Origin of the sequence: Erysipelatoclostridium sp. DFI.2.3, from assembly GCF_019132535.1 — a bacterium.
Lineage (GTDB): Bacteria > Bacillota_I > Bacilli_A > Erysipelotrichales > Erysipelotrichaceae > Clostridium_AQ > Clostridium_AQ innocuum.
Genome location: NZ_JAHOOJ010000013.1, coordinates 50,045 through 71,094, shown reverse-complemented (window position 1 = coordinate 71,094; position 21,050 = coordinate 50,045). Strand labels below are relative to the sequence as shown.

23 protein-coding genes and 1 riboswitch are annotated in these 21,050 nt (G+C 39.2%); of the genes, 12 read left to right on the top strand and 11 right to left on the bottom strand.

What is annotated here, in order from left to right:
- Positions 1 to 17 precede the first annotated feature (17 nt).
- Genes purM through purH form a run of 3 tightly spaced genes read left to right on the top strand, consistent with a single transcriptional unit; the run spans position 18 to position 3,162 of the window.
- Positions 18 to 1,049, top strand: a complete 1,032-nt coding sequence (gene purM, locus KSZ58_RS14185) for a phosphoribosylformylglycinamidine cyclo-ligase (RefSeq protein ID WP_008818060.1) — start codon at positions 18 to 20, stop codon at positions 1,047 to 1,049.
- Positions 1,043 to 1,630 carry a phosphoribosylglycinamide formyltransferase gene (purN, locus tag KSZ58_RS14180; RefSeq protein WP_008818061.1) on the top strand — a complete coding sequence of 196 codons (588 nt, stop codon included), beginning with the start codon at positions 1,043 to 1,045 and terminating at the stop codon, positions 1,628 to 1,630. The genes purM and purN overlap by 7 nt, the downstream gene beginning before the upstream one ends.
- Entirely contained in the window at positions 1,630 to 3,162 is a 1,533-nt protein-coding gene (gene purH, locus KSZ58_RS14175) for a bifunctional phosphoribosylaminoimidazolecarboxamide formyltransferase/IMP cyclohydrolase (RefSeq protein ID WP_008818062.1), read from the top strand. The genes purN and purH overlap by 1 nt, the downstream gene beginning before the upstream one ends.
- Before the next feature lie 555 nt (positions 3,163 to 3,717).
- On the opposite strand, the gene KSZ58_RS14170 is transcribed toward purH, so the two are convergent.
- The 6 genes from KSZ58_RS14170 to KSZ58_RS14145 form a co-directional block, all read right to left on the bottom strand.
- Complete coding sequence (locus KSZ58_RS14170) at positions 3,718 to 4,410, bottom strand: ATP-binding cassette domain-containing protein (protein ID WP_008818064.1); 693 nt, start codon at positions 4,408 to 4,410, stop codon at positions 3,718 to 3,720.
- Positions 4,404 to 5,156, bottom strand: a complete 753-nt coding sequence (locus KSZ58_RS14165) for a hypothetical protein (protein WP_008818065.1) — start codon at positions 5,154 to 5,156, stop codon at positions 4,404 to 4,406. Before KSZ58_RS14165 ends, KSZ58_RS14170 begins: the two co-directional genes overlap by 7 nt.
- Before the next feature lie 6 nt (positions 5,157 to 5,162).
- Positions 5,163 to 6,389 carry a hypothetical protein gene (locus KSZ58_RS14160; protein WP_009270106.1) on the bottom strand — a complete coding sequence of 409 codons (1,227 nt, stop codon included), beginning with the start codon at positions 6,387 to 6,389 and terminating at the stop codon, positions 5,163 to 5,165.
- Positions 6,386 to 7,102: a hypothetical protein gene (locus tag KSZ58_RS14155; protein WP_009270107.1), complete on the bottom strand. Its 717-nt coding sequence runs from the start codon at positions 7,100 to 7,102 to the stop codon at positions 6,386 to 6,388. Before KSZ58_RS14155 ends, KSZ58_RS14160 begins: the two co-directional genes overlap by 4 nt.
- 51 nt (positions 7,103 to 7,153) lie before the next feature.
- On the bottom strand, positions 7,154 to 7,525 hold the full coding sequence (locus tag KSZ58_RS14150) for a GntR family transcriptional regulator (RefSeq protein ID WP_002606753.1): 372 nt from the start codon (positions 7,523 to 7,525) through the stop codon (positions 7,154 to 7,156).
- Positions 7,526 to 7,622: 97 nt separating this feature from the next.
- The gene (locus tag KSZ58_RS14145) at positions 7,623 to 7,952 is read right to left on the bottom strand and encodes a hypothetical protein (protein WP_008818070.1); all 330 of its coding nucleotides are present in this window, start codon (positions 7,950 to 7,952) and stop codon (positions 7,623 to 7,625) included.
- A gap of 244 nt (positions 7,953 to 8,196) precedes the next feature.
- A riboswitch (TPP riboswitch) is annotated at positions 8,197 to 8,298 on the top strand.
- Between the two features lie 225 nt (positions 8,299 to 8,523).
- Here KSZ58_RS14145 and thiW point away from each other — a divergent pair.
- From thiW to thiE, 3 genes are read left to right on the top strand one after another with little or no spacing between them, the layout of a single operon-like run.
- Positions 8,524 to 9,087, top strand: coding sequence for an energy coupling factor transporter S component ThiW (gene thiW / locus KSZ58_RS14140; RefSeq protein WP_008818071.1), 564 nt, complete (start codon positions 8,524 to 8,526; stop codon positions 9,085 to 9,087).
- Entirely contained in the window at positions 9,038 to 9,847 is an 810-nt protein-coding gene (gene thiM, locus KSZ58_RS14135; RefSeq protein WP_008818072.1) for a hydroxyethylthiazole kinase, read from the top strand. Before thiW ends, thiM begins: the two co-directional genes overlap by 50 nt.
- The gene (thiE, locus tag KSZ58_RS14130) at positions 9,844 to 10,473 is read left to right on the top strand and encodes a thiamine phosphate synthase (RefSeq protein ID WP_008818073.1); all 630 of its coding nucleotides are present in this window, start codon (positions 9,844 to 9,846) and stop codon (positions 10,471 to 10,473) included. The genes thiM and thiE overlap by 4 nt, the downstream gene beginning before the upstream one ends.
- A 636-nt stretch (positions 10,474 to 11,109) precedes the next feature.
- Here thiE and KSZ58_RS14125 read toward each other — a convergent pair.
- The 5 genes from KSZ58_RS14125 to KSZ58_RS14105 all read right to left on the bottom strand — a co-directional run bounded on the left by KSZ58_RS14125 (position 11,110) and on the right by KSZ58_RS14105 (position 15,073).
- A complete protein-coding gene (locus KSZ58_RS14125; RefSeq protein WP_009270109.1) occupies positions 11,110 to 11,385 on the bottom strand; it encodes a hypothetical protein in 276 nt (91 codons plus the stop codon).
- A 216-nt stretch (positions 11,386 to 11,601) separates the two neighbouring features.
- A complete protein-coding gene (locus KSZ58_RS14120; protein ID WP_009270110.1) occupies positions 11,602 to 12,282 on the bottom strand; it encodes an ABC transporter ATP-binding protein in 681 nt (226 codons plus the stop codon).
- A 14-nt stretch (positions 12,283 to 12,296) separates the two neighbouring features.
- Positions 12,297 to 13,352: a hypothetical protein gene (locus KSZ58_RS14115; RefSeq protein ID WP_009270111.1), complete on the bottom strand. Its 1,056-nt coding sequence runs from the start codon at positions 13,350 to 13,352 to the stop codon at positions 12,297 to 12,299.
- The gene (locus KSZ58_RS14110) at positions 13,345 to 14,325 is read right to left on the bottom strand and encodes an FtsX-like permease family protein (protein WP_009270112.1); all 981 of its coding nucleotides are present in this window, start codon (positions 14,323 to 14,325) and stop codon (positions 13,345 to 13,347) included. The genes KSZ58_RS14115 and KSZ58_RS14110 overlap by 8 nt, the downstream gene beginning before the upstream one ends.
- A gap of 226 nt (positions 14,326 to 14,551) precedes the next feature.
- Positions 14,552 to 15,073 carry a hypothetical protein gene (locus tag KSZ58_RS14105; RefSeq protein WP_009270113.1) on the bottom strand — a complete coding sequence of 174 codons (522 nt, stop codon included), beginning with the start codon at positions 15,071 to 15,073 and terminating at the stop codon, positions 14,552 to 14,554.
- A gap of 193 nt (positions 15,074 to 15,266) precedes the next feature.
- Between KSZ58_RS14105 and KSZ58_RS14100 the strand changes: the two genes are divergently transcribed.
- The 6 genes from KSZ58_RS14100 (at position 15,267) to KSZ58_RS22765 (ending at position 20,895) form a co-directional block, all read left to right on the top strand.
- Complete coding sequence (locus tag KSZ58_RS14100) at positions 15,267 to 15,971, top strand: LytTR family DNA-binding domain-containing protein (protein ID WP_009270114.1); 705 nt, start codon at positions 15,267 to 15,269, stop codon at positions 15,969 to 15,971.
- Positions 15,972 to 16,059: 88 nt separating this feature from the next.
- Positions 16,060 to 16,635: a hypothetical protein gene (locus tag KSZ58_RS14095; RefSeq protein WP_009270115.1), complete on the top strand. Its 576-nt coding sequence runs from the start codon at positions 16,060 to 16,062 to the stop codon at positions 16,633 to 16,635.
- A gap of 513 nt (positions 16,636 to 17,148) precedes the next feature.
- Entirely contained in the window at positions 17,149 to 17,994 is an 846-nt protein-coding gene (locus KSZ58_RS14090; RefSeq protein ID WP_074748749.1) for a sensor histidine kinase, read from the top strand.
- A gap of 117 nt (positions 17,995 to 18,111) precedes the next feature.
- Positions 18,112 to 18,753 (top strand): hypothetical protein, encoded by a 642-nt coding sequence (locus tag KSZ58_RS14085; RefSeq protein WP_008818075.1) that lies wholly within the window; start codon positions 18,112 to 18,114, stop codon positions 18,751 to 18,753.
- Positions 18,754 to 18,911: 158 nt separating this feature from the next.
- Positions 18,912 to 20,555: a putative manganese-dependent inorganic diphosphatase gene (locus KSZ58_RS14080; RefSeq protein WP_008818076.1), complete on the top strand. Its 1,644-nt coding sequence runs from the start codon at positions 18,912 to 18,914 to the stop codon at positions 20,553 to 20,555.
- 211 nt (positions 20,556 to 20,766) lie between these two features.
- Positions 20,767 to 20,895: a group II intron maturase-specific domain-containing protein gene (locus KSZ58_RS22765; protein WP_233104393.1), complete on the top strand. Its 129-nt coding sequence runs from the start codon at positions 20,767 to 20,769 to the stop codon at positions 20,893 to 20,895.
- Positions 20,896 to 21,050: the final 155 nt, after the last annotated feature.

The window sequence follows — 21,050 nt, the reverse complement described above, 5'->3', positions numbered from 1 at the left end:
AGAAAGCGAGAACGTGTATGAGTGATAAGTATAGAGAAGCCGGAGTCGATCTGGAAGCCGGATATGAATCCGTTCGTCTGATTAAGAGTCATGTCGCTAGAACAAAGGTAAGGGGAGCAATTGATTCCATCGGTGCCTTTGGCGGTATGTTTGATCTTTCCGTATTAAACATGAAGGAACCGGTTCTGGTAAGCGGAACCGATGGTGTTGGTACAAAGCTGCTTGTGGCATTTGAAATGGATAAGCATGACACAGTTGGTATTGATGCTGTGGCAATGTGCGTCAATGATGTTCTGGTACAGGGGGCAGCACCAATCTTCTTCCTGGATTATCTGGCAGTAGGCAAAAATGAACCGAAGAAAATCGAACAGCTGGTAAAGGGTGTAGCGGATGGCTGTGTGCAGGCAGAGTGTGCCCTGATCGGCGGGGAAACTGCCGAAATGCCGGATATGTATGATGTGAAGCATTATGATATTGCCGGCTTCTGTGTGGGTGCCGTGGATAAATGCAATCTGCTGGACGGACAGAAAATCGAGGAAGGCAATGTACTGATCGGTCTTCCAAGTACCGGCGTACATTCCAATGGATTCTCTTTGATCCGCAAGGTATTGTTAAAGGATGCCAAGCTGGATCTGCATAAGGAGTATGAAGAAATCGGAAATCAGAAGCTGGGAGATGTGCTGTTAACTCCGACGAAGATCTATGTCAAGGCAATCAAGCATCTGCTAGGCAAGGTTGATATCAAGGGAATGAGTCACATCACCGGAGGCGGCTTCTATGAAAATGTGCCTAGAATGCTGAAGGAAGGACAGGGTGTTACCATTGATACAACAGCTTATCCTCACAAGCCTATCTTTGATATGATTGCGAAATATGGAAATATTCCGATGGATGAAATGTGCAATGTATTCAACATGGGTATCGGCTTTATGATGGCTGTCGATAAAAAAGACGTGGACACCGTACAGAGCCTGTTGAAGGAAATTCATGAGGAATCCTATGTCATCGGTGAAGTTACAAATAGTGGAAGCGTGGATGTAAAATGGTAAATATTGCGATTTTTGCGAGCGGAAACGGCTCCAATTTCGAGAATATTATTCAGGAAATAAACAACGGACATGTAAACAATGCAGTCTGCAAGGTTCTGATTATCGATAAGGAGCATGCCTATGCGAAAGAGCGTGCTGAAAAGCTGCATATACCCTGTGTATACGTAAATCCGAAGGCATATGCAGGCAAGGAGCCTTACGAACAGAAAATTCTGAGTATATTGAAGGAGCATCAGGTGGAGCTGATTGTTCTTGCCGGATATATGCGTTTTATCGGTAAGGTCCTGCTGGAAAGCTTTCCAAGACGCATCATCAATCTGCATCCGGCATATCTTCCCAATTTCCCGGGAGCCCACAGTATTCAGGATGCGTATGAGGCAAAGGTCGATTTCACAGGGGTTACCGTTCATTTTGTAGATGAAGGTGTGGATACGGGCGAAATCATCCATCAGGAAAAGATTACGATCGATTCCACCTGGTCACTGGAAACCCTGGAAGAGCATGTGCATGCCCTGGAGTATGACATGTTTCCAAAAGTAATAAAGCATGTATGTAAAATGATAGAAAGCGAGGAAGCATAATGAAGCGAGCATTAGTCAGTGTTTCTGATAAAACAAATCTGGTTCCGTTTGTATCTAGTCTGGTAGAGCTGGGATATGAAATCATCTCTACCGGTGGTACAAAAAAAGCGCTGGAAGCTGCAGGTATCAAGACAATCGGAATTTCCGAGGTAACGGATTTTCCGGAAATCATGGATGGGCGTGTAAAAACACTGCATCCAAAGGTTCACGGGGCATTGCTTTGTGTGAGGGATAACCCTGATCATGTACGACAGATTGAAGAGCTGGGAATCCAGTATATCGATCTGGTATGTGTGAATCTGTATCCATTCAAGGAAACCGTGCAGAAGCCGGGTGTCAGTCATGAGGAAATCATTGAGAATATCGATATCGGCGGTCCAAGCATGCTGCGCAGTGCTTCAAAAAATTATAAGTTTATTCCGGTTCTCTGTGATCCGTCAGATTATGATGCTGTAGTAAAGGAGCTGCGTGAAAACGGGGAAACTTCTCTTACAACAAGAGAATACCTTGCAGCGAAGGTATTCCGTCATACCGCAAGCTATGACACGATGATTGCAAGCTATCTGACAGAAAGAACAGGCGAGAAATATCCGGAGAAGTTTACCATCACCTTTGACAAGGTACAGGAGCTTCGCTACGGAGAAAACCCGCATCAGAGTGCTGCTTTCTATAAGGGAATGAATCCACAGTATTCTCTGGCAAATGCAAAGCAGCTCCATGGCAAGGAGCTTTCCTATAATAATATACAGGACGGAAATGCAGCGATTGAAATTTTGAAGGACTTTGAAGGGCAGCCGGCAGTTGTCGGCTTGAAGCATATGAATCCTTGCGGTGTCGGTATTGGAAAAACGATTGAGGAAGCATGGGATAAGGCGTATGAGGCCGATCCGGTTTCTATCTTCGGTGGTATTGTTGCCTTCAATGAACCGATTCATGCGTCAGTGGCAGAAAAGCTGTCTAAAATCTTCCTTGAAATTATTATCGCACCTGCATTTGATGAAGATGCATTTGAAATTTTGTCCAAGAAGAAGAATATCCGTCTGATGCAGCTGGATACCTCATTGGAGGTAAATGCCAAATACAAGGTTACCAATGTAAATGACGGTCTGCTTGTGCAGGATATTGATGATCATAAAATTACAGCAGAGGATCTTCGCTGTGTGACAAACCGCAAACCAACGGAGGAAGAGCTGGAACAGCTGTTGTTCGCATGGAAGGTGGTTAAGCATGTCAAATCCAATGCCATTGTTCTTGTAAAGGACAATATGACGATTGGTGTCGGTGCCGGTCAGATGAACCGTGTCGGTGCTGCGAAGATTGCCATTGAACAGGCAGGAGAAAAAGCAAAAGGCTCAATCATGAGCTCCGATGCGTTCTTCCCGATGCCGGATACCGTTGAGGAGGCTGTAAAAGCAGGCGTTACTGCTATCATTCAGCCTGGTGGTTCCATTAAGGATCAGCTATCCATTGACGTATGCAATGAGCATGGAATTGCGATGGTTTATACAGGAGTACGACACTTTAAGCATTAATTTATAAAAAGAGGCTTAGCAAAACAGATTCTTTCCACGTACAGAAAAAAGAATTCAACAGCCGTATGCTATAAACGGATTGAATTCTTAGCTTCTATAAGAGTGTATGAATTTGTGATGCAGCTTCTTTTTTTCTGCCCGCAGCTTTTGACTCTGTGAGATATCTGTATTTCACAATTTTCAAAAGACTGTGATCCATGGTTTTAAAGGTTTTATGAATGAGATAGGCAGAAACTGACAATATGCAACAAGCGGCTGGATGAAAGAATAATAACGTGGTCTGGTCTGTGGATAAGGGGGGATTTAATGTGCTTATCGTGAGAATACATAACAGTGATAAGAAAATTTCTCCACCAAGGCAGATCAGTATTTTATAGGTGCCTGCCTGTTTCAGAAAAAACTTTTTATAACTATGATATGATAAAAGCAGGAACAGGAGCAGCGCTGCAGGATAGCTGTCAATAATGATCAGGACATCAAATACAAATGCAGCAATCCATGCTGCATAGGGGATTGCGAATATTTTACCTTGCACAGACAGACCTCCTCATATATTTATTTCTTTACAGCTGGTCGATAAGGATCCAGCAGAGCTCGTAAATCCTTACCACTTTCATTTAGTTCATCCATTGTGATATCTTCTTTGATCATTCCATCATCTAGGACAACACAGCGGTCAATCACAGCTTCAATCTCTTCTATGTTATGCGTGGAAATCAAAATGATGACATCTTCTTTCACCTGCTCGATCAATTGTCTGACAGTATCCTCCTTGGCATAGATATCCAGTGTGGTAAACGGTTCATCCAGAATAATGAGCTTTGCGTTCATTGCAAATCCAGCACTGATTTCCACCTTTAGCTGCTGACCCTTGGAAAGCGTGCGTATAGTATCTGTTTTGCTTACCTCAAATTGATCGAGTAATTCAAAATAGCGTTCTTTGGAGAAAGCAGGATAATACAGAGATAGAAAATCTCCGTATTCCTTTGAAGACATATAGGGGAAATAACTGCCATCCTCTGTAATGAAGGCAACCTTGTCAAACTGCTCCTCTACGGATTTATCATTCCATGTAATGATTCCATCATCCAGAGGCAGAAGGTTTAGAATACCTTTCAGCAATGTAGTCTTACCGCTGCCGTTTCTTCCCAGAATGCCTGTAATCTCACCTTCCTGAAAATCAATAGTGGTATTGCGCAGACCCCGGTTATTGGAGTACAGCTTTTTTACGTTTTCCAGCTTCAGCATTTGTAACCTCCCGGCTGTTTATAATCACAGCATTTTTTAAGTTGTATGATAAATATTGCACTGTACAATAAGGAAATAAACAGCATGAGTAGATATGATTTCCATGAGGTGTAGCTCAGATACATCAACAGCAGATAGCTCGGATACAGCCAACCACTCATGCAGGATATTTCTGATCGGCACGCATATATCACAGAGGTGCCGCCTGTAACAACAGATACATAAAAACTGATTAGAAACAGTATAGATGTAACAGATGTAGGATATAAGAAGGGGAAAGCAAGCTGCATGGAGAGCATTGTTGTAAATGATTGATATTTCTCAGGGAGAAACAGATGCTGATTTTCCAGCAGCTGTAAGTGATATTGAAATCCAAAATATAAAATTGTTAGACTAATCAGATAAAAGACAAGCAATAGGATGGCCAACAGGAGAGCATCTGCGACAATGCGCGGCTTTTGTGTATAAGCCAGCAGCATCCATCGCGTCTTGCCCTGACGGTAATCAAACAGTGTCCGCAGGATATAGTAGAAAAATATAAGTACAAAGAAACAAACCGTAACACCATAAAAGAGGTTATAGACTAACGGCAATAGCTCAATCCATGAATCGCTGCTGTATAGCAAACGGATATTTGATGCGATACTCTGCATGATGAAGGCAGAGACCATGAAATAGGCGAGAATGGTTATCAGCAGAATTCTCCAAAGGCGGCGTATATGTTGTATAAATTCACGTTTCAGCATGCTCCTTCACCTCCTGAATTTAACTGGAAAACAGTCCGCGGGCAGTTCTGTAAGAGAAGGCTTTAGTTTTAAGAAATCCAGAGAACCGACATACAGGGTCTTACCGTTTTCTATAACAAGGACCTTGTTCATAAAGTATTCAGCATCTGCGTTCATAGAAACATAAATTCTGCCATTCTTATATAAAATATCATAAATGCTGACATACTCCTGATTAGCGCTATCTGAAAGAAGCTGCTTGTTTTTAACACTGATGAGCTGCATGGTATCCGTATTCAATGTCTGAATAGTATCATCATAGCTGAAGCAAAGATAGTTGTCATTCTTATAAATGGTATCAAAATAATGGAAGTCCTTTATGCTGATTTCATCCTTCAAATTACCGTTAAGATCATACTTTGTAATATACAGCTTTTGATTTTTTTCGCTGAATACGAACATATGGTCTGATGAAATCTGCAATGCAAGATAATTTCGGTCCATGCTTACGTTTGTCAGCTTTTCTGTCTTCAGAGATGTGCTCATAGCGTAATAGCCGTGCTCCGTATCTGTATTAATGCTATAGCTTTCAGGATATTTCATTTTTTTTGCACGATAGATATAATTCTGACCGCTCATCGCCGTGGTACTCGGTGGAAGAATATAATAATACCCATTATGATAAACAGGCTGCGTGGTACCACCGGATTCTGCCATGTTTTCCGGCTCGATCCATCCGGGAGTTAACTTTTTATCCTCCGCATCATACATACCGTCTTCTAGAAGGATATGCTTTTGATCTGCGATATAAGACAATTCGGTTTTTATAAAGCCAAGATCATTCCCCAGCTGTTGAGTATCTGCCAGCATTACGGATACATACAGGGATGCTTTATTCAGCTTCCGTTTATAGGAGGTTACATCTGTCTGATTTTGATCCTTTTCCTTCTCCCAGCCACTGATCGCCTTACAGTCATCCTCACATACATACGTGAAGGATGTATAGGAGGAGCCCGGATAAATCTGTGGTTTTGTAATCTTATGAGACTCTCTGGCACGCTCATCATAGGATATCAAAATGGATGCCTCCTCCAGATTTACGGTACCATCAAAGCTGACACCATGCAGTGCGGAGGCATTTCCTATTACATCCTGTAAAGGAAAGGCTGCCTGTCTGGCAATTATAAGAGGCAGACTCAAACATAAAATGGAAACAAGAGCTATGAAAATCATAAAATTCGTTGTCTTTTTCATTTCATCACCCTCCTTTTCCACATGAAGAAAGCCTTCAATTGTATTGCATGTATAGGGAGAAGCAGCAGCATAGCAGCAACTGCGTACCAGTCCTCAATCACCTGAAAATCCGGCATCATTTGTGCCAGAATCAACTTAATAAAGAGGAAAATAATCAGAAGACCAACATACAGCAGGACTGTTTGTAATCCTTTATATGTTTCCATACCGATTAACAAAAGGGTACTGATACAGGTTAGCGTGATCAGCTTTAATAAATCAAGAAGAATGACAGCTGTAGTAAAGGGCATATAGGTAGTTGCGGTTGCCTGAGAAAGCTGAAAAAACAGAAAGGTGTTGCTTAGGAACGGCTGTTTATCTGCCATAAGGAAGTAAAGAGCAGTCCATGTCAGAAAATGCGTGCAAAGCAAACCAAGATAGGTCATGAATTGAAACAGCAGTTCACTGTAAAGAAAAGTGGATTTCCGGATTGGCAGAAGACGAACCCGGGTTAAGCCTCCTTCACTCATAAAGGTTTTATAGCGCTTCCTGTGTATCAGAAACAGGAGCAGAAAGCTTGGATAGAATGCCAGAAGCATAATAGAGTTGATATCCTCAGTAATTCCGATAAAGCATAGCGCGACCTGAACGAGGAAGATATCCACGTACAGGAATATGATCTTATTCACATAAGGCGCAGAGGTATTTTCAATAAATAAGCGAATCTCTTTCATCGCAGTCTCCTTTCTGTATTGCGCACGCAATACACTTGATGGAAATAAAAATTACGTGTTCCATAGCTTTGTAAGCCAGACAATCGTCTGCTGAAAATCCAGGCCGCTTGTCTGACACTCCTTTACAAATTCCTTCATCGTTTCCTCTATCATTTCACTGCGCAGCTTTTCCAGAATTTTCTCATTGACGATAACTACACTTTTCACATTGCTTATCGTCTTTATAATACCTTCATCTTCCAGCTGTTTATAGGCTTTTTGTACCGTGTTAGGATTGATGGAGAGCTGAAGTGCAAGCTCACGGCGGCTTGGCAGCTCTTCATAATGCTTCAGCTCATCCGCAAGGATTAGCTTTTTGATATAGCGACTGAGCTGTGGATACATTGGTTCTTTCTTGTTAAACTGTATATCCTGTAAGTTCATGCACATTCACCTCTCTTCAAGTGTATTATAACCGCAATACACTGCACAGTCAAGAAAAGCCTGTTTGTTTTTACAGACAGGCAGACTGTAAATGCATTCAAAAGATAGTTTCCTCAGCATTAAGAACACCGGTTTTTATCCATTCTGATAGATACTCGCGAATCAGATGCTCGTGTGTGTTTTTATCATTGGACACATAATTCGCAAGGAATGTAGCGAGTGTAACATGCTCCGTACGAAAGGCTCTGCTTTTATCCTTTGTTGTGTTCTGAATCCAGAAAATATAATTGTATGCTTTATACCAGGGGGAAACATATACGTTTATATGATATTGAACATTTGAACGCATATCGATGTAGGCATGAAAAATAGGCTGCTCAGATACAATCATATGCTTATAGTTCTCGAATTCTTCCTTTTGCATCATACTGTCCTCCTTTCTTTTCATCACAGAGGTTAGAAAGCATTTGACAGCGGAACAGCTGCGGATGGACTGACCTCTGTACTTAATCATAAAGAATATTATGAAAAAAACAAGCTTTCTGGGACAAGCGGTATTCTACAGGGTGGAAACGGTCATTTTATGCTGTTAAAATGAAAACTCTATGAGTTCTTTAGCTTTCAGAAAATACAGCATTGCAATTCCCTTTGAACCGTGGTAACATTTTATCGTGATAAAAAAGGGGAGCTGGAAACGGCTGAGAGGAAGCGCTCGCTTCGACCCATAACCTGATTCGGATAATGCCGACGTAGGGAACTGTGTACAATATGAGTGACTGCATATTGAGATATGGCCTGCGTTTGCTGTATCTCTTTTTTATTGCTGCATACGGAAGGGGAGCTCCAACCGTACAAAGAACTTCAGCGAGGGAGCCTGCCAGACAGGCTGAGAGGAAGCTGTATGGCTTCGACCGATCTTGGGATATCAACCGGGAAAGCTGTTTTCTTTGTGCTTCCTGTTCTTATCCCTAAGGAAAGCAAACAGGAGGTAAGTAGAAATGAAAAATGAGAATCGTGTTTTCCGCCATGTATTTCTGGCAATGATGGTAGCCGTTGGAGTTGTCATATCGCCAATTCTGCGTGTGGAGGGAATGTGCCCGATGGCACACTTTATCAATATTACAGTGGCAGTGTTGATGGGACCCTGGTATTCGTTTCTGTGTGCGGTACTGATCGGGGTAATTCGTATGGCAGTCATGGGGATTCCGCCGCTAGCATTAACAGGAGCTGTATTTGGTGCAGCATTGTCAGGTATCTTTTATAAAATCAGCAAGGGAAACATATGGGCAGCTGTGCTGGGGGAGATTATCGGAACAGGAATCATCGGGGCGATTGTTTCCTTTCCGGTCATGGCGTTGCTATGGGGAAGAAACGGTCTGACCTGGATGTTCTACGTTCCTAGCTTCTTTATGGGAACAGTTATCGGCGGTAGTATTGCATTCGTATTTCTGACATCCATGCAGCACAGCGGTATGCTGCTTAAGATGCAGAGAAAGCTGGGAGGAGAACAGAATGTACGAGAAACTCTGGAGTCTGAGAAAACAGCTGCAGCACAGTCATAATCTGATTCACTGCATCACCAATCCAATCAGTATGAACGATTGTGCAAATGCTGTACTGGCACTGGGAGCGAAGCCGATTATGGCACAGCATCCGATGGAATGTGAACAGATAACCGCATGCAGTAAGGCACTGGCACTGAATCTTGGTAACTTTGATGACAGTCGTGCGATTGCTATGAAGAAAAGTCTTCATTGTGCAAATGAGAACGGTATTCCGGTAATTGTTGACATGGTTGGTGCTGGCTGCAGTGACCTGCGTGAAGCGTTTGCAGAGAAGCTGTTGCATGAAGGAAAATTCTCCATCATAAAAGGTAATCTTTCCGAGCTGAAGGCAGTTAGTGGCCGTGACAGTCATGCTCTGGGGATTGATGTGGGTGATGATGATCGGGAAGCTCCTGCAAAGAGTGCTGAATGGCTGGCCGAGCTTGCACGCAAATATGGTACTACTGTCTTGTGCAGTGGAGAGGTGGACATTCTAACGGATGGAAAGCAGATATATTTTGTAGAGAACGGGGATTCCATGATGACGCTTTGTACAGGAACAGGCTGTATGCTGAATGTGATTGCAGCAGCATTTTTATCCGTTACAGAGACTGCGCTTGATGCAGCATTGGCAGCATGTATAACCTTTGAGCTGGCTGCGGAGAAAAGTGTTTCAATCACAGAGGGACCGGGCAGCTTTCATGCATCACTGTTTGATTCTTTATATGAAATAAATACGCTGGATTTTGCGAAAGCAAGGATTAGGAGAGAGCTATGAGATTTGATTTAACATTATATCTGGTAAGTGATTCAACAGGTTTATCAGAAGATGAGTTTCTTAGACGACTTGAACAGGCGTTACGCGGCGGTGTTACTCTATTGCAGTTAAGAGAAAAAAACAGAACAACGCTGGAATACTATGAGCTTGCCCGCAAAGTAAAAAAGCTGACGGATGCTTATGGGGTACCGCTTATGATTGACGATCGTGTGGATATCGCTCTTGCAGTGGATGCGGCTGGCGTCCATGTCGGTGCAGAGGATATGCCAGTCAGAGAAGCACGCAGACTCATGGGGCCGGATAAAATTGTAGGTGCAACAGCGAAGCGTGTGGATACTGCCATGCAGGCAGAAGCAGATGGTGCTGATTATCTGGGAGTCGGCGCAATTTATCCGACTACGACAAAGGTGAAGACTGTATTAACCAGCGTGGAAACACTGCAGGATATCTGTGCACATGTTTCGATTCCGGTTGGTGCTATCGGTGGCTTGAATGCAGAGAATTGTGAGATTCTAAAGGGAACGGGTATTAAGGGAATCTGTGTTGTATCTGCCATTATGAAGCAGGAAAATTCCTATGATGCAGCGAAAGCATTAAAAGCTAAAATCATGACAATCTGTAAATAGCATTGTGGATAAGATAAGAAAAAGACAACTTCTAAGGGGTTAAAAGCTCTTAAAAGATGTCTTTTTTATGAAGCTTCCTACAGCCTTTCAACTGTTATTGCAGATGCTTCAGATAATTCATACTGTGTAGTATTCAACCTTACCTTTCTGTTAACGTGTAATCCGATATAATATGAGGCACATTCTAGTTAGCTGCTTCCGTAGTTCTCTATATCATAGCTGTTATCTATTGTTATTCATATGAAAATATAGTAACAGGATATCCAAAAAAGCAGCTGTAAAAATCCCATGTATATAAAATGTGCATAGATACTTTTATTTGATAAATATCGTTTCGTTAAATTCAAAATGATGAGTGGTGCTATCGAAGTTAATAACAACAACAGCAAATAGAGAAAAACAGGCAGTTTCGTTAGCAGGTTAACAAAGCTTACTATGATACATGAATTTGTAAGAACTAAATATATCTTATGAAAACCGATCGTTGAATTTAATTTCAATCTTGAAAATGCAGAGGCATATACCGGTATCTTAAAGAGAAGTGGAAGAAACATAAGGAATTGAAATATTGATTCTAATTCTCCTTCTACAAATTTCATATAAAATCCTATCCTTTATATTGCTAAAACGATCAGATCAGGAGTCTTTGGAAAGTGTCAGATTGTTATCAGAAATATAATCTTTAATTTTTCCGTAAAACTTAAAGGTATGATATAGCCTTGTATCTTGAATGAAGGCTTCTGTAACATCTTTATTTTCCTCATTTACTACTCTATAGGATTTATCTCCTTCATAAATAGGGTTGATAAATCTTTTCAGATCATCGAATTCCGGATTCATAATGTACATTATATAACCAAAGCACAAAATGCATACAATCGCCAGACATACATGCCATTTTTTCAGCTTCATACAGCATCCTCCTTATTTGTTTTTTTGTACAAGTAAAGCATTTGTAAATTCATCCTGTTATTGTAAGTTTCAGAAATAGCAAGGTGTGTAAATTCTTTATCATACACGCATCTCTGTATCACTTTCATACTATATCCTTACCTATGGAATGACCAGTATTTGGTATTGAATGGCATAATAGCGGGAATCAATGGTTAACAGAATATGATAAAACAGTTAATTCGTATGTATGCCCGCTATGCAACCATCCTTCATGGTATAGACAGTATCGCAGCGTTTTGCCAATTCCATATTATGAGTCACAAATACAATTGCCTTCTCCTGCTTTCTTAAATCTAAGAGTATCTGAAAAACGCGTTCAGAATTTTCGGCATCAAGCGCTCCTGTGGGTTCATCCGCCAGCAATATCGACGGATTATTGACTAGCGCTCTTGCGATTGCAGTCCTTTGGCGTTCACCACCTGAAAAATCATGGGCTTTTTTCTTTAAAAGCTGCTGTATTCCCAGTGCTTCGCTCAAAGATGATAGTATCGTTTGCTGCTTCGTCTCCGGGATTTTCTTCTTACTATATACGAATGGCAATGCAATATTTTCCATCACTGTGTCCTGTTCCATTAACGCATATTCCTGAAATATATATCCGAAGCTTTCATTGCGTATTGCCGGAAGATCTTTTCCTTCTTTCACCTCCTGTCCGTTTATGATGATTTTTCCCTCATCCGGCTTCATGAGCAGACCGAGCATGTGAAGCAGGGTTGATTTCCCGCATCCGCTGGGACCGCAAATTGCAGTTATTTTATGCGGACAGATATCCATGCTCACATGATTAACTGCTGTAATTGCCTGTTTTCCCTGATGAAATCTTTTTGTTAAATCTTCACAATGTATGAGTGCCATAAAATTCCTTCCTTTCAGTTATCGCGTATTTCAATAAGTAAGTGTTCAAGCTCGATGGAGCGGATGCTAAAATAACAAATACCTCCCTGAACGAGCAGGAGAATAACAGCAGTTATTAGAATCAGTGCAAAGGACAGACCTTGTGCACTGAAGGTAAAAAGCAGAAGGAAAGGAAGGCCGAATAGGAATGTTATGTACCAATAAAGCCGAAGCCATATATCCTTTCTGCAAGCACCGTATATCAGGTGAATTGTATATTCTTTTCTATTATTTCGAATCAATAGCTTCAATATATAAAAGAGAAAGATTATGCAGAGTATAAACATGGCAGCATAATAAAGCAGAAAATACAGGTTCTCCTGATAAGTACTTTGATAGAGACGGCTTTTAACCAGATTATTTTGCGGAACCATGGTTCTGGATTCAGGAAGAGAAGTAAGTAATTGATTTATTTCTGCATTCTGATTTTTTGTAATCGTCAGGTGATCCAGTATTTCCATGTCATAGCTGCTATCCATTGTGTGAAAGGAATTAAAATCACAGATCAGAACCAGCTCGTTGTCCAGGGATATCCTACCCATACCATTATCCAGATAGCTGCTTCCTTTTTTCAGCTTGTCGATTACCGGTATTTCTTTTCCATGGAAGGGGTAGCCTGTCTGATCTGATTGCTTGTCATTACCAACAAGTATGCCGATCGCGTTTATATCTTTTCCAGTAAGTTGAAAGAAAGCCGGAAAGGAACCAAAGACTATAAAATATTCATTTCCATCTTCATCAAAGTAATCGGATATATAAGAATATGCGTTCCCGTTGTATCGAAGAGCTGTGGAAAGATACTGCAGAGTATCCCTGTTGCTTTCACTATCATCTACCTGAAAAGAGGAAAACTGCACCGGTGCCGCTTTCTGTATATGATTGAAAAACTGATACTCACGATAGCTGATTGAAATCTGAGTGCTGAAGATACCGCAGCATGTCGCAATCATAATTACAAACAGTGCCGTAGTGAAGGAGCGCAGCTTATGATATTTGATATCCTTTAATGCAAAGTGAATTTGCTTATTCATAAAGGTAGCCCTCCTTGTTGAGGTTCCTGAAAAGGATGAGTATACACGCCGCTGTTAGAAATAGTAAGGAAATTAGCATTGCAAACAGGTTGATCCAGATGCTTTCACGGATAAAAGTCAGCTGTAGCTGTTGTATAATCCAATGATGAAATAAAAGAGCAGGGATACAGCCAATAAAGCCAAGAAAGAATATTTCACGCAGATTTTCTAATAATAATGCTTTTCTGGACGCTCCCAGCGCCTGTTTTATAAAATATTCTCTTTTCTTACATGCAATGGAATGGTAAATGAAATAGCTGAGACCAATGAAAACAAATACATAGGAAAACAGCATATAGGAAAAAAATGGATTGTTGATGATGCCGGATAATTTACTCCAATTGGAAAAGGTCTCTTCAGTGTATTCATAATGATGTATATCCAGATTCTGTCGTATAATATTTAACAGCTCATCCGAACCCTTGACAATGAGATTTCCCTGAAGCTTGGAATAGGAGAATAGATTATATATAAGATAATGGTCACCGGGGATTTCCTTCACCGCTCCAAGAACAGTGCCTGTTTCTATTTTATATAATTGAGGATGCTCAAACAAATATGAAGTTTTCAGGATATAGGAATAACGCTCATCAGTAGAAAGGCTGTTTGCTTGAAACGTAGTTTCAGGAAGTCCATACGCATTTATTAGCTTATGCGATGGGTCATACAATCCTAAACCAATATCATCAACATTATCAAGAATCAGTATATCGGTATCCTCATTCAGCGTTTCTCTAATAGAAGCATACAACTGCTTCCCTGAAAGTGGATGTGTGGTATCTGTTTCACGGATTTGCAGAAGCTTGTAGCCTGAGCGTATCTGATATATGTCATCCAGCTCACCATTCCTGCATGTGATCAGAGATAAAAACATGATAACGGTAAACATGAGCAGAAAAGATATACAGATATATACAAATCTAGTTGCTCCCATAAGGTCTCATCAAAGCTGTGTTTTTTATTAGGGCTGATTTTTTCATTACAGTTATTTCCTTTTTGATAGCATATATATTGCAATATTACCTAATATAAGGATCAGCGCATTTAAATTAAAAGCAATAGAGGATGTTATTGTGTGACAATCATATAAATAACGTATTGTAAATAGTGAGATAAGACCTAATGCTATAATCATCAATATAATATATAAATTTTTCATATCAAGCCCTTGTTACCCTATATTCCCAGTAACCACTATTGCATGGCCCTGAATAACTAGGCTCACAGCCAGGTATTTTTCCAGGTATGAATCTTCCAGTTAATTCATATTTAACAAGATTTTTTTTCTTAGTGCCTAAATATCTCAGTGCTATTCTACATGCATCTGTTCCAGTTACATAATATACTGCAGAACAAACCCCTACTGCATTCCATATAACCTTGGCAATCGTGATCCATGCGATACGTGTTTTTCCGGTGCTTTTAATATCAAAGGTATTATCATAATTATGACCGTAGTCTCGGATAATTATAGCATCATTTTCCAGATAAGTAACTTCGACATTCTCTTCAAACATTTTCACCTCATTACCGCTTTCATCTACCCATTCATTGATTACTTTTGAAGGCGCTACTGTGCAATCGGAGCAAGGTTCTGCGCCATAAATTTTAAATGCATTTGAATTTAATGCAACATTTATTAACAAAGCTGATAATAACAAATAACATATGATCTTTTTCATAATATACTCCTTTCCCACTTGAAAATTAAACAAACGTTTGTATATACATATATTACTGCTTCAACGTATGAAATCAATAACTTTGTCATCTAAAAGCATTCCTTGTCATCTAAGGGGATGAAATATCACGTTGACAAATCAAATATGTATAGTAATATGTAGATGATAAGGGATATGAAGGGGAGTGTAGCATATGGGGAAAAGAAAACTGTTATTATGTGATGATGAATTGTCATATGCTGAAGATATTAAGAAAATGATCGATGATTTATATCCTGTTCTATATGAAATTCAGACAGAAACAGATCAAAGCTTTAATATTGATGCACAATTTGATATTTATTTTTTGGATATAGATATGCCTAGTATCTCAGGTTTTGATTTAGCAGAGAAAATTCATAATCGTTATCCTGAGGCATTAATTGTATTTTTGACTACACATGAAGAGCTTTCCATGGAAGGCTACCAATATCAGGCATTTCGATTTATAAGTAAATTACGTCTTGATAGTATGCTCCCCAGAGTATTAAAAGCGTTAAAAGAGTATTTTGAACAATATGACCAGATGATATATGTAAAAGATGAAAATGATGCCACTGTGCCATTACTGATTAAAGATATCACCTGTTTATTGGCAAAAGGTAATTATACGGATTTCAATACAGAAAAAAATGTGTTTAGTAAAAGAATCAAAGTGAAGGAGTTTTTGAATAGCTATAAGACAGAGGTTTTCATACCTATAGAAAGAGGTCTATGGGTAAACATGCGACATGTAAAAAAATATGACCCAAAAACAGGAGTATTATTTATACAGGAAGGTGTACACCTAACAGTAACAAGAAAATATAAAGCAGAATTTTTAAAACAATACATAAAAAGAGGCACTTTTTGTACTTAGATGACAAAAAGTGTTTTTAAATGACAAATATATTGTGGTCTTTTTAATAAATAATTATGCTATAGAAGAAAGACGAGGGAGTGATTATATGATGAAGAAGCTGTTAATGGTATTGTTATGTATTCCAATGCTTAGCAATATCAATGTATTTGCATCAGAGAACGTGCAAGATGAATTACTGGAAGAGGATTTAGATTTGACAGAAGAAATCGAAATGTTTGATTCCTTTTATCAACAGCCGGACCGCTATATTTTTCAGGATATCAATGGTGATGATTTAAACGGTTTTGTTATGCAGTATAAGGATGAATTTTATAAGAATCGATATCAGACCACTGATTTCCTTATGGAAAATGTTAGAAGTGTACAGGACTTAGGAAGTGTTATTTCATACTATTCAGGAAGATCAAAAACATGGGCTAATCAGAAGGTCTATTATACAAAGACCAGATACAATGTTTATAGTGCTACTGGTAGTTGTACAGTGACCAATAATAAAATTACATCAGGGAAATGCAGCGCTAAAATAGTTTCAAAGAATAACACGTATAGTATTTTAAGGACTTCTTATTCTATAGGCGAGCAGGGAAAGAAAATCACTTTTACGATTACTCACAGTATTAATAATAAAATAATTACGACAAAGCATACTATCACCATATAGTTAAATCATGTTATAATGGCAGTGGTGATAGTCATGGAATATATTGATGCATTACTAATTATGCATATGCTAAGATCCATATGTTCTTATTTCTTTTTATATAAGATAATGGAATTAAAAACATATTATAAATCAAAAAGAGAAACTTGCTTATTTCTAATATTTCTTTTGATTGTATTCATAGGAAATCTGGCTATATTTGCTTTCATTTCATGGGAAGATGAGTTTGGTATAGTTAGATACTATCCGGATATCATAGAAGATATTCTCATGATGTTGATTATTATAACTGTTTTTCACACAAATATATGGAAATGCATATATTACATCGTTTTCGGTTATGTGTTCGTATTGTCAGTACAGCTTTTAGGAGGAATCATTGATTTCATATTATTAGACTCTATTTTTCATATCATTTTAACGCCTGATCAAGAAGCGATACTATATTTATTAGAAATAGGTCTATTATTCATTATCTACCTAATTATTAAACACCGAAATAATCGTCAGTACATGATTGATGATAAAGACTGGCCTTTATTTGCCGTGCTTGCTATTGTTGTATGCGCATATTTCTATTATATCCAGAATGTTGTGCCATATATCGATCCGGAAAACAGTATCATGTATGTATCCATGGATTACATTCAACTTGGTTTTATGGTTGGGATATTCTTTCTGTTTGGCAGATATCATATCATCTTGGGGAAAAAGAGTCAGGAACTTCTAAATACACAGTTGAAGCTGCAAAGTGAAGAATTTCAGTTGAAATTAAGAGATGAGCTTACACATGCGAATACAGAGAACAAAAAGCTTCGTCATGACCTTAAGCATCACTTTACGGTACTTCAGAGTAAAATTAAAGAAGATCCTGAATATGCATTGGAATATGTTAAACAGCTAAGTGACCATGTGGAAATTGTAACGTATGCAAATACAAACAATGAAATCCTGAACTATATTCTGAATACAAAGGCCGCAATAGCACATCAAATGGACATACCATTTGAATATAAAATAAGTGATGCTCTCTTATTTATTAATGATTTTGATTTAATATCCATATTGGGAAATGCATTGGATAATGCAATCGAGGCACTGCAGTTTGTGAAGGAAGCATGGATTCATATGGTAATTGCGAGCTATGAAGACACGGTCATTATTAAGATTGAAAATCCATGCGACTCTGTAAGAATAAAATGGAATGATGATGTATTATCAACATCAAAAAAAGATAAAGATAAGCACGGATACGGACTGAAAAATATAAAAGAGCTATGCGAGAAATATCAGGGCTCTATGGAAATCAATATAGAAAATGCTATATTTCAGCTGATACTGTCATTTCTTAAAATATAGAGGTGTCTAGGAAGGACACCTTTTATAATGTTTGTTTAAATGACAAAACTTGTGCTTAGATACCAAAACAGTAGTTAAAATAACGTTTTTTTGTTATTATGCACTTGGGATGGTACTATGCAAAATCAGGAAGTTATGAAAGAAGAATCTGTTGGCTTTCTTTTAATTCAATATAAGTATGTTCTTGAATATCTGCAGCTTTTAGCTGAAGATAATTGGAGATTAAAAAAGGTAAAAGATACTTCTTTTTATTTTGAAAGAGGATATAGAGTACAGCATTCCTACTGTTTGATTCCGGTTGACATGTTTGACAGAGAGCTTGAACTGAGGGCAAAGCAATTGGATTGGAAACGAATAGGTGCATGGAAGCATCTTCTTGTTTTTGGAAATGAAACACTGAATGCAATTCCTTTGATAGAAGAGCGTATCCTGAATGAATACATAAAAGCAAGCAGATATAAATGGGAAGACTTTGTTCGTATAGTATGCTATATTATTGGTTCTATAAGCTGTTTTTTATCCTCGTTTTGGTGTGTGTTTCATTCAACTGATTTCATTTCATTTTTCTTTCTCAGTTTGTTATGGTGTGGTGTATCTGTTTTTCAATTTTGGGTCTTGATTCGCGCAAGCAGGTGTATATGGAGGTTTGATTTTGAGACAGTAAAGGATATCGAAAAGGCTAAAAAAACGATATTGGGAATAAATGAAAATATGATTATTAGTATTATTGCTTCAATTCTTATACTTATAGTCGGCTAAGCTTCCCCTAAATTCAGGCATTTTAATTTCTTTTTCATCTATATTCATCCATAATATAAGCAGCATTGACAAAAGTGAATGATTTTCTATAGGAATTTACGCCAATCTGTTTTATAATCATAACGTCAGGGATGAATGTAATAGAAAAGGAGGAGCTTATGCTGAACAAGGAAAAAATATATATCACCGGTCACAGGCATCCGGATACGGATTCCATCGCATCCGCCATCGCCTATGCAAAACTCAAGCAGCGTCAGGGCTTTCATGCTATTGCCTGCCGCCTTGGTCCGGTGAATGCGGAAACTGAATATTTGCTTGAACGCTTCCACATGGATTTGCCTATGCTGTTCGAGGATGCGCGCGCCACTCTGGATGAAATTGAAATTGACGGCCCGCTGGCAATCAGTCCGCAGACAACCATTATGGAAACACTGGAGCTGATGAGTGAACAAAACAAGCAGTCCTACGGTGTTATCAATGCACAGGGAAAACTAATGGGGATGGTTACCAAATCAGACCTCGCTACGGTTGGTCTGGGAGATACTGCTGTCGCTATTCAGCTTCTGCAGGAGACTCCGCCGGAATATATCGCGAAAACGGTGAGCGGGAAAATGATATACATGGATAAAGCGTATCATTTTAACGGAAAGACAAGCGTCATTGCGATTGCGGAAACAAAGCTTAACAACTATGAACTGCAGGACCGTCTTGTCATTGTAGGGAATGACTCGGAAGCACAGGAAGCAGCAATTCGCAAGGGAGCGGGAATCCTGGTTGCGGTATGGACGGAGCATATTGAAGAAAGCGTGATTGCACTTGCGAAGGAATATCACTGTCCCATCATCCTCTCTGGGCATGGAACAATGAATACCTCCCGTTATCTGTTCTTTTCTCCGCCGGTCAAGCTGCTTATGAAAACCGATCTCGTCAGCTTTAATAAAAATGAATTTGTTGATGAGGTGGGAAAGAAAATGCTGAAATCAAGATACCGCAGCTATCCGGTGATTGATGATGAAAACCATCTGATCGGCTATGTTTCACGCTATCACATTTTGAATCAGCATAACAAGAAGGTTATTCTGGTGGATCACAATGAATATGCACAATCGGTGAAAAGTATAGAAAAGGCTGACTTACTGGAGGTTGTGGATCATCACCGTGTATGTGATATTTCCACTAACCGGCCAATTTCCTTCCGTAATGAAATCATAGGAAGTACGGCATCCATCATAACATCCATATATCTGGAAAATCAGATGAGTATACCGAAGGATATTGCCGGTCTGCTGCTTGGCGCAATACTCTCCGATACGCTGAAATTCAAATCACCGACAACAACCGCAAAGGATAAGGGACTTGCCAGAATGCTGGCAGAAATTGCGGAGCTGGATATCGATGTATTTGCGAAAGAGATGTTCAAGGTAAGCTCCAATATCAGTAACAAGACACCGCGTGAGCTGCTGAATCAGGATATCAAAAAATTCGAAATCGACGGCAGAACTGTCATGATCTCACAGGTGATTGCCTATCAGGTAAGTGAAGCCAAGGAAATCGAGGATACTCTGCAAAGCGAAATGGTGAAATTTGCACAGGAAAAAGGACTTGATCTTCTGGTTGTTGCATTTACGAGTATACTGGAGAACGGCTCTGTCTTCTATGCTGCCGGTGATATTGCGGATGTGGTCGCTGAGGCGTTTCCAAACCACTTTGAAGAAGAGCATAGCTTTCAGGAGGATATATTATCCAGAAAAAATCAGATTGTGCCATTGCTTTCCCGGGCAATCATCAATTCTGTACACTGATTATCAAAAAAGACAATCCCAGAGAAGATTGTCTTTTTTGATAATCAGTGTGTCGGGCATGGCATATATCTAACCCGTGAGAACAAGGATGAAAGTGCAAGCCTACAAAAGATAGAAAAAAACGGTTATATACTATAATTAAAAAGGCTTTCAAAAGAAAACATGCCGGTTCCGAACCATTAGTAAAGACATTACAAGAGTAAATCAGGTTGTGCGGGGATGGATAAACTATTTCAAAACAGGAAGCATGAAAATATTCCTTAGTAAGTTTGGACAATGGTTACGCCATAAGATAAGATGTGTCATCATAAACAATGGAAGAAATCAAAACTATTTTTAAGAATCCAATGAAATTAAATATTGCATGTAAGAGTAAATTTAGAAAAGAAGATATCTACAAATGCGTAAACATAAGATTAGAATGTTATAGAAGTACGATGAAGGTCGTAAATTTCAAATGATCTTCAAAAATTCTAGGCATTAAGAAAGGGGACA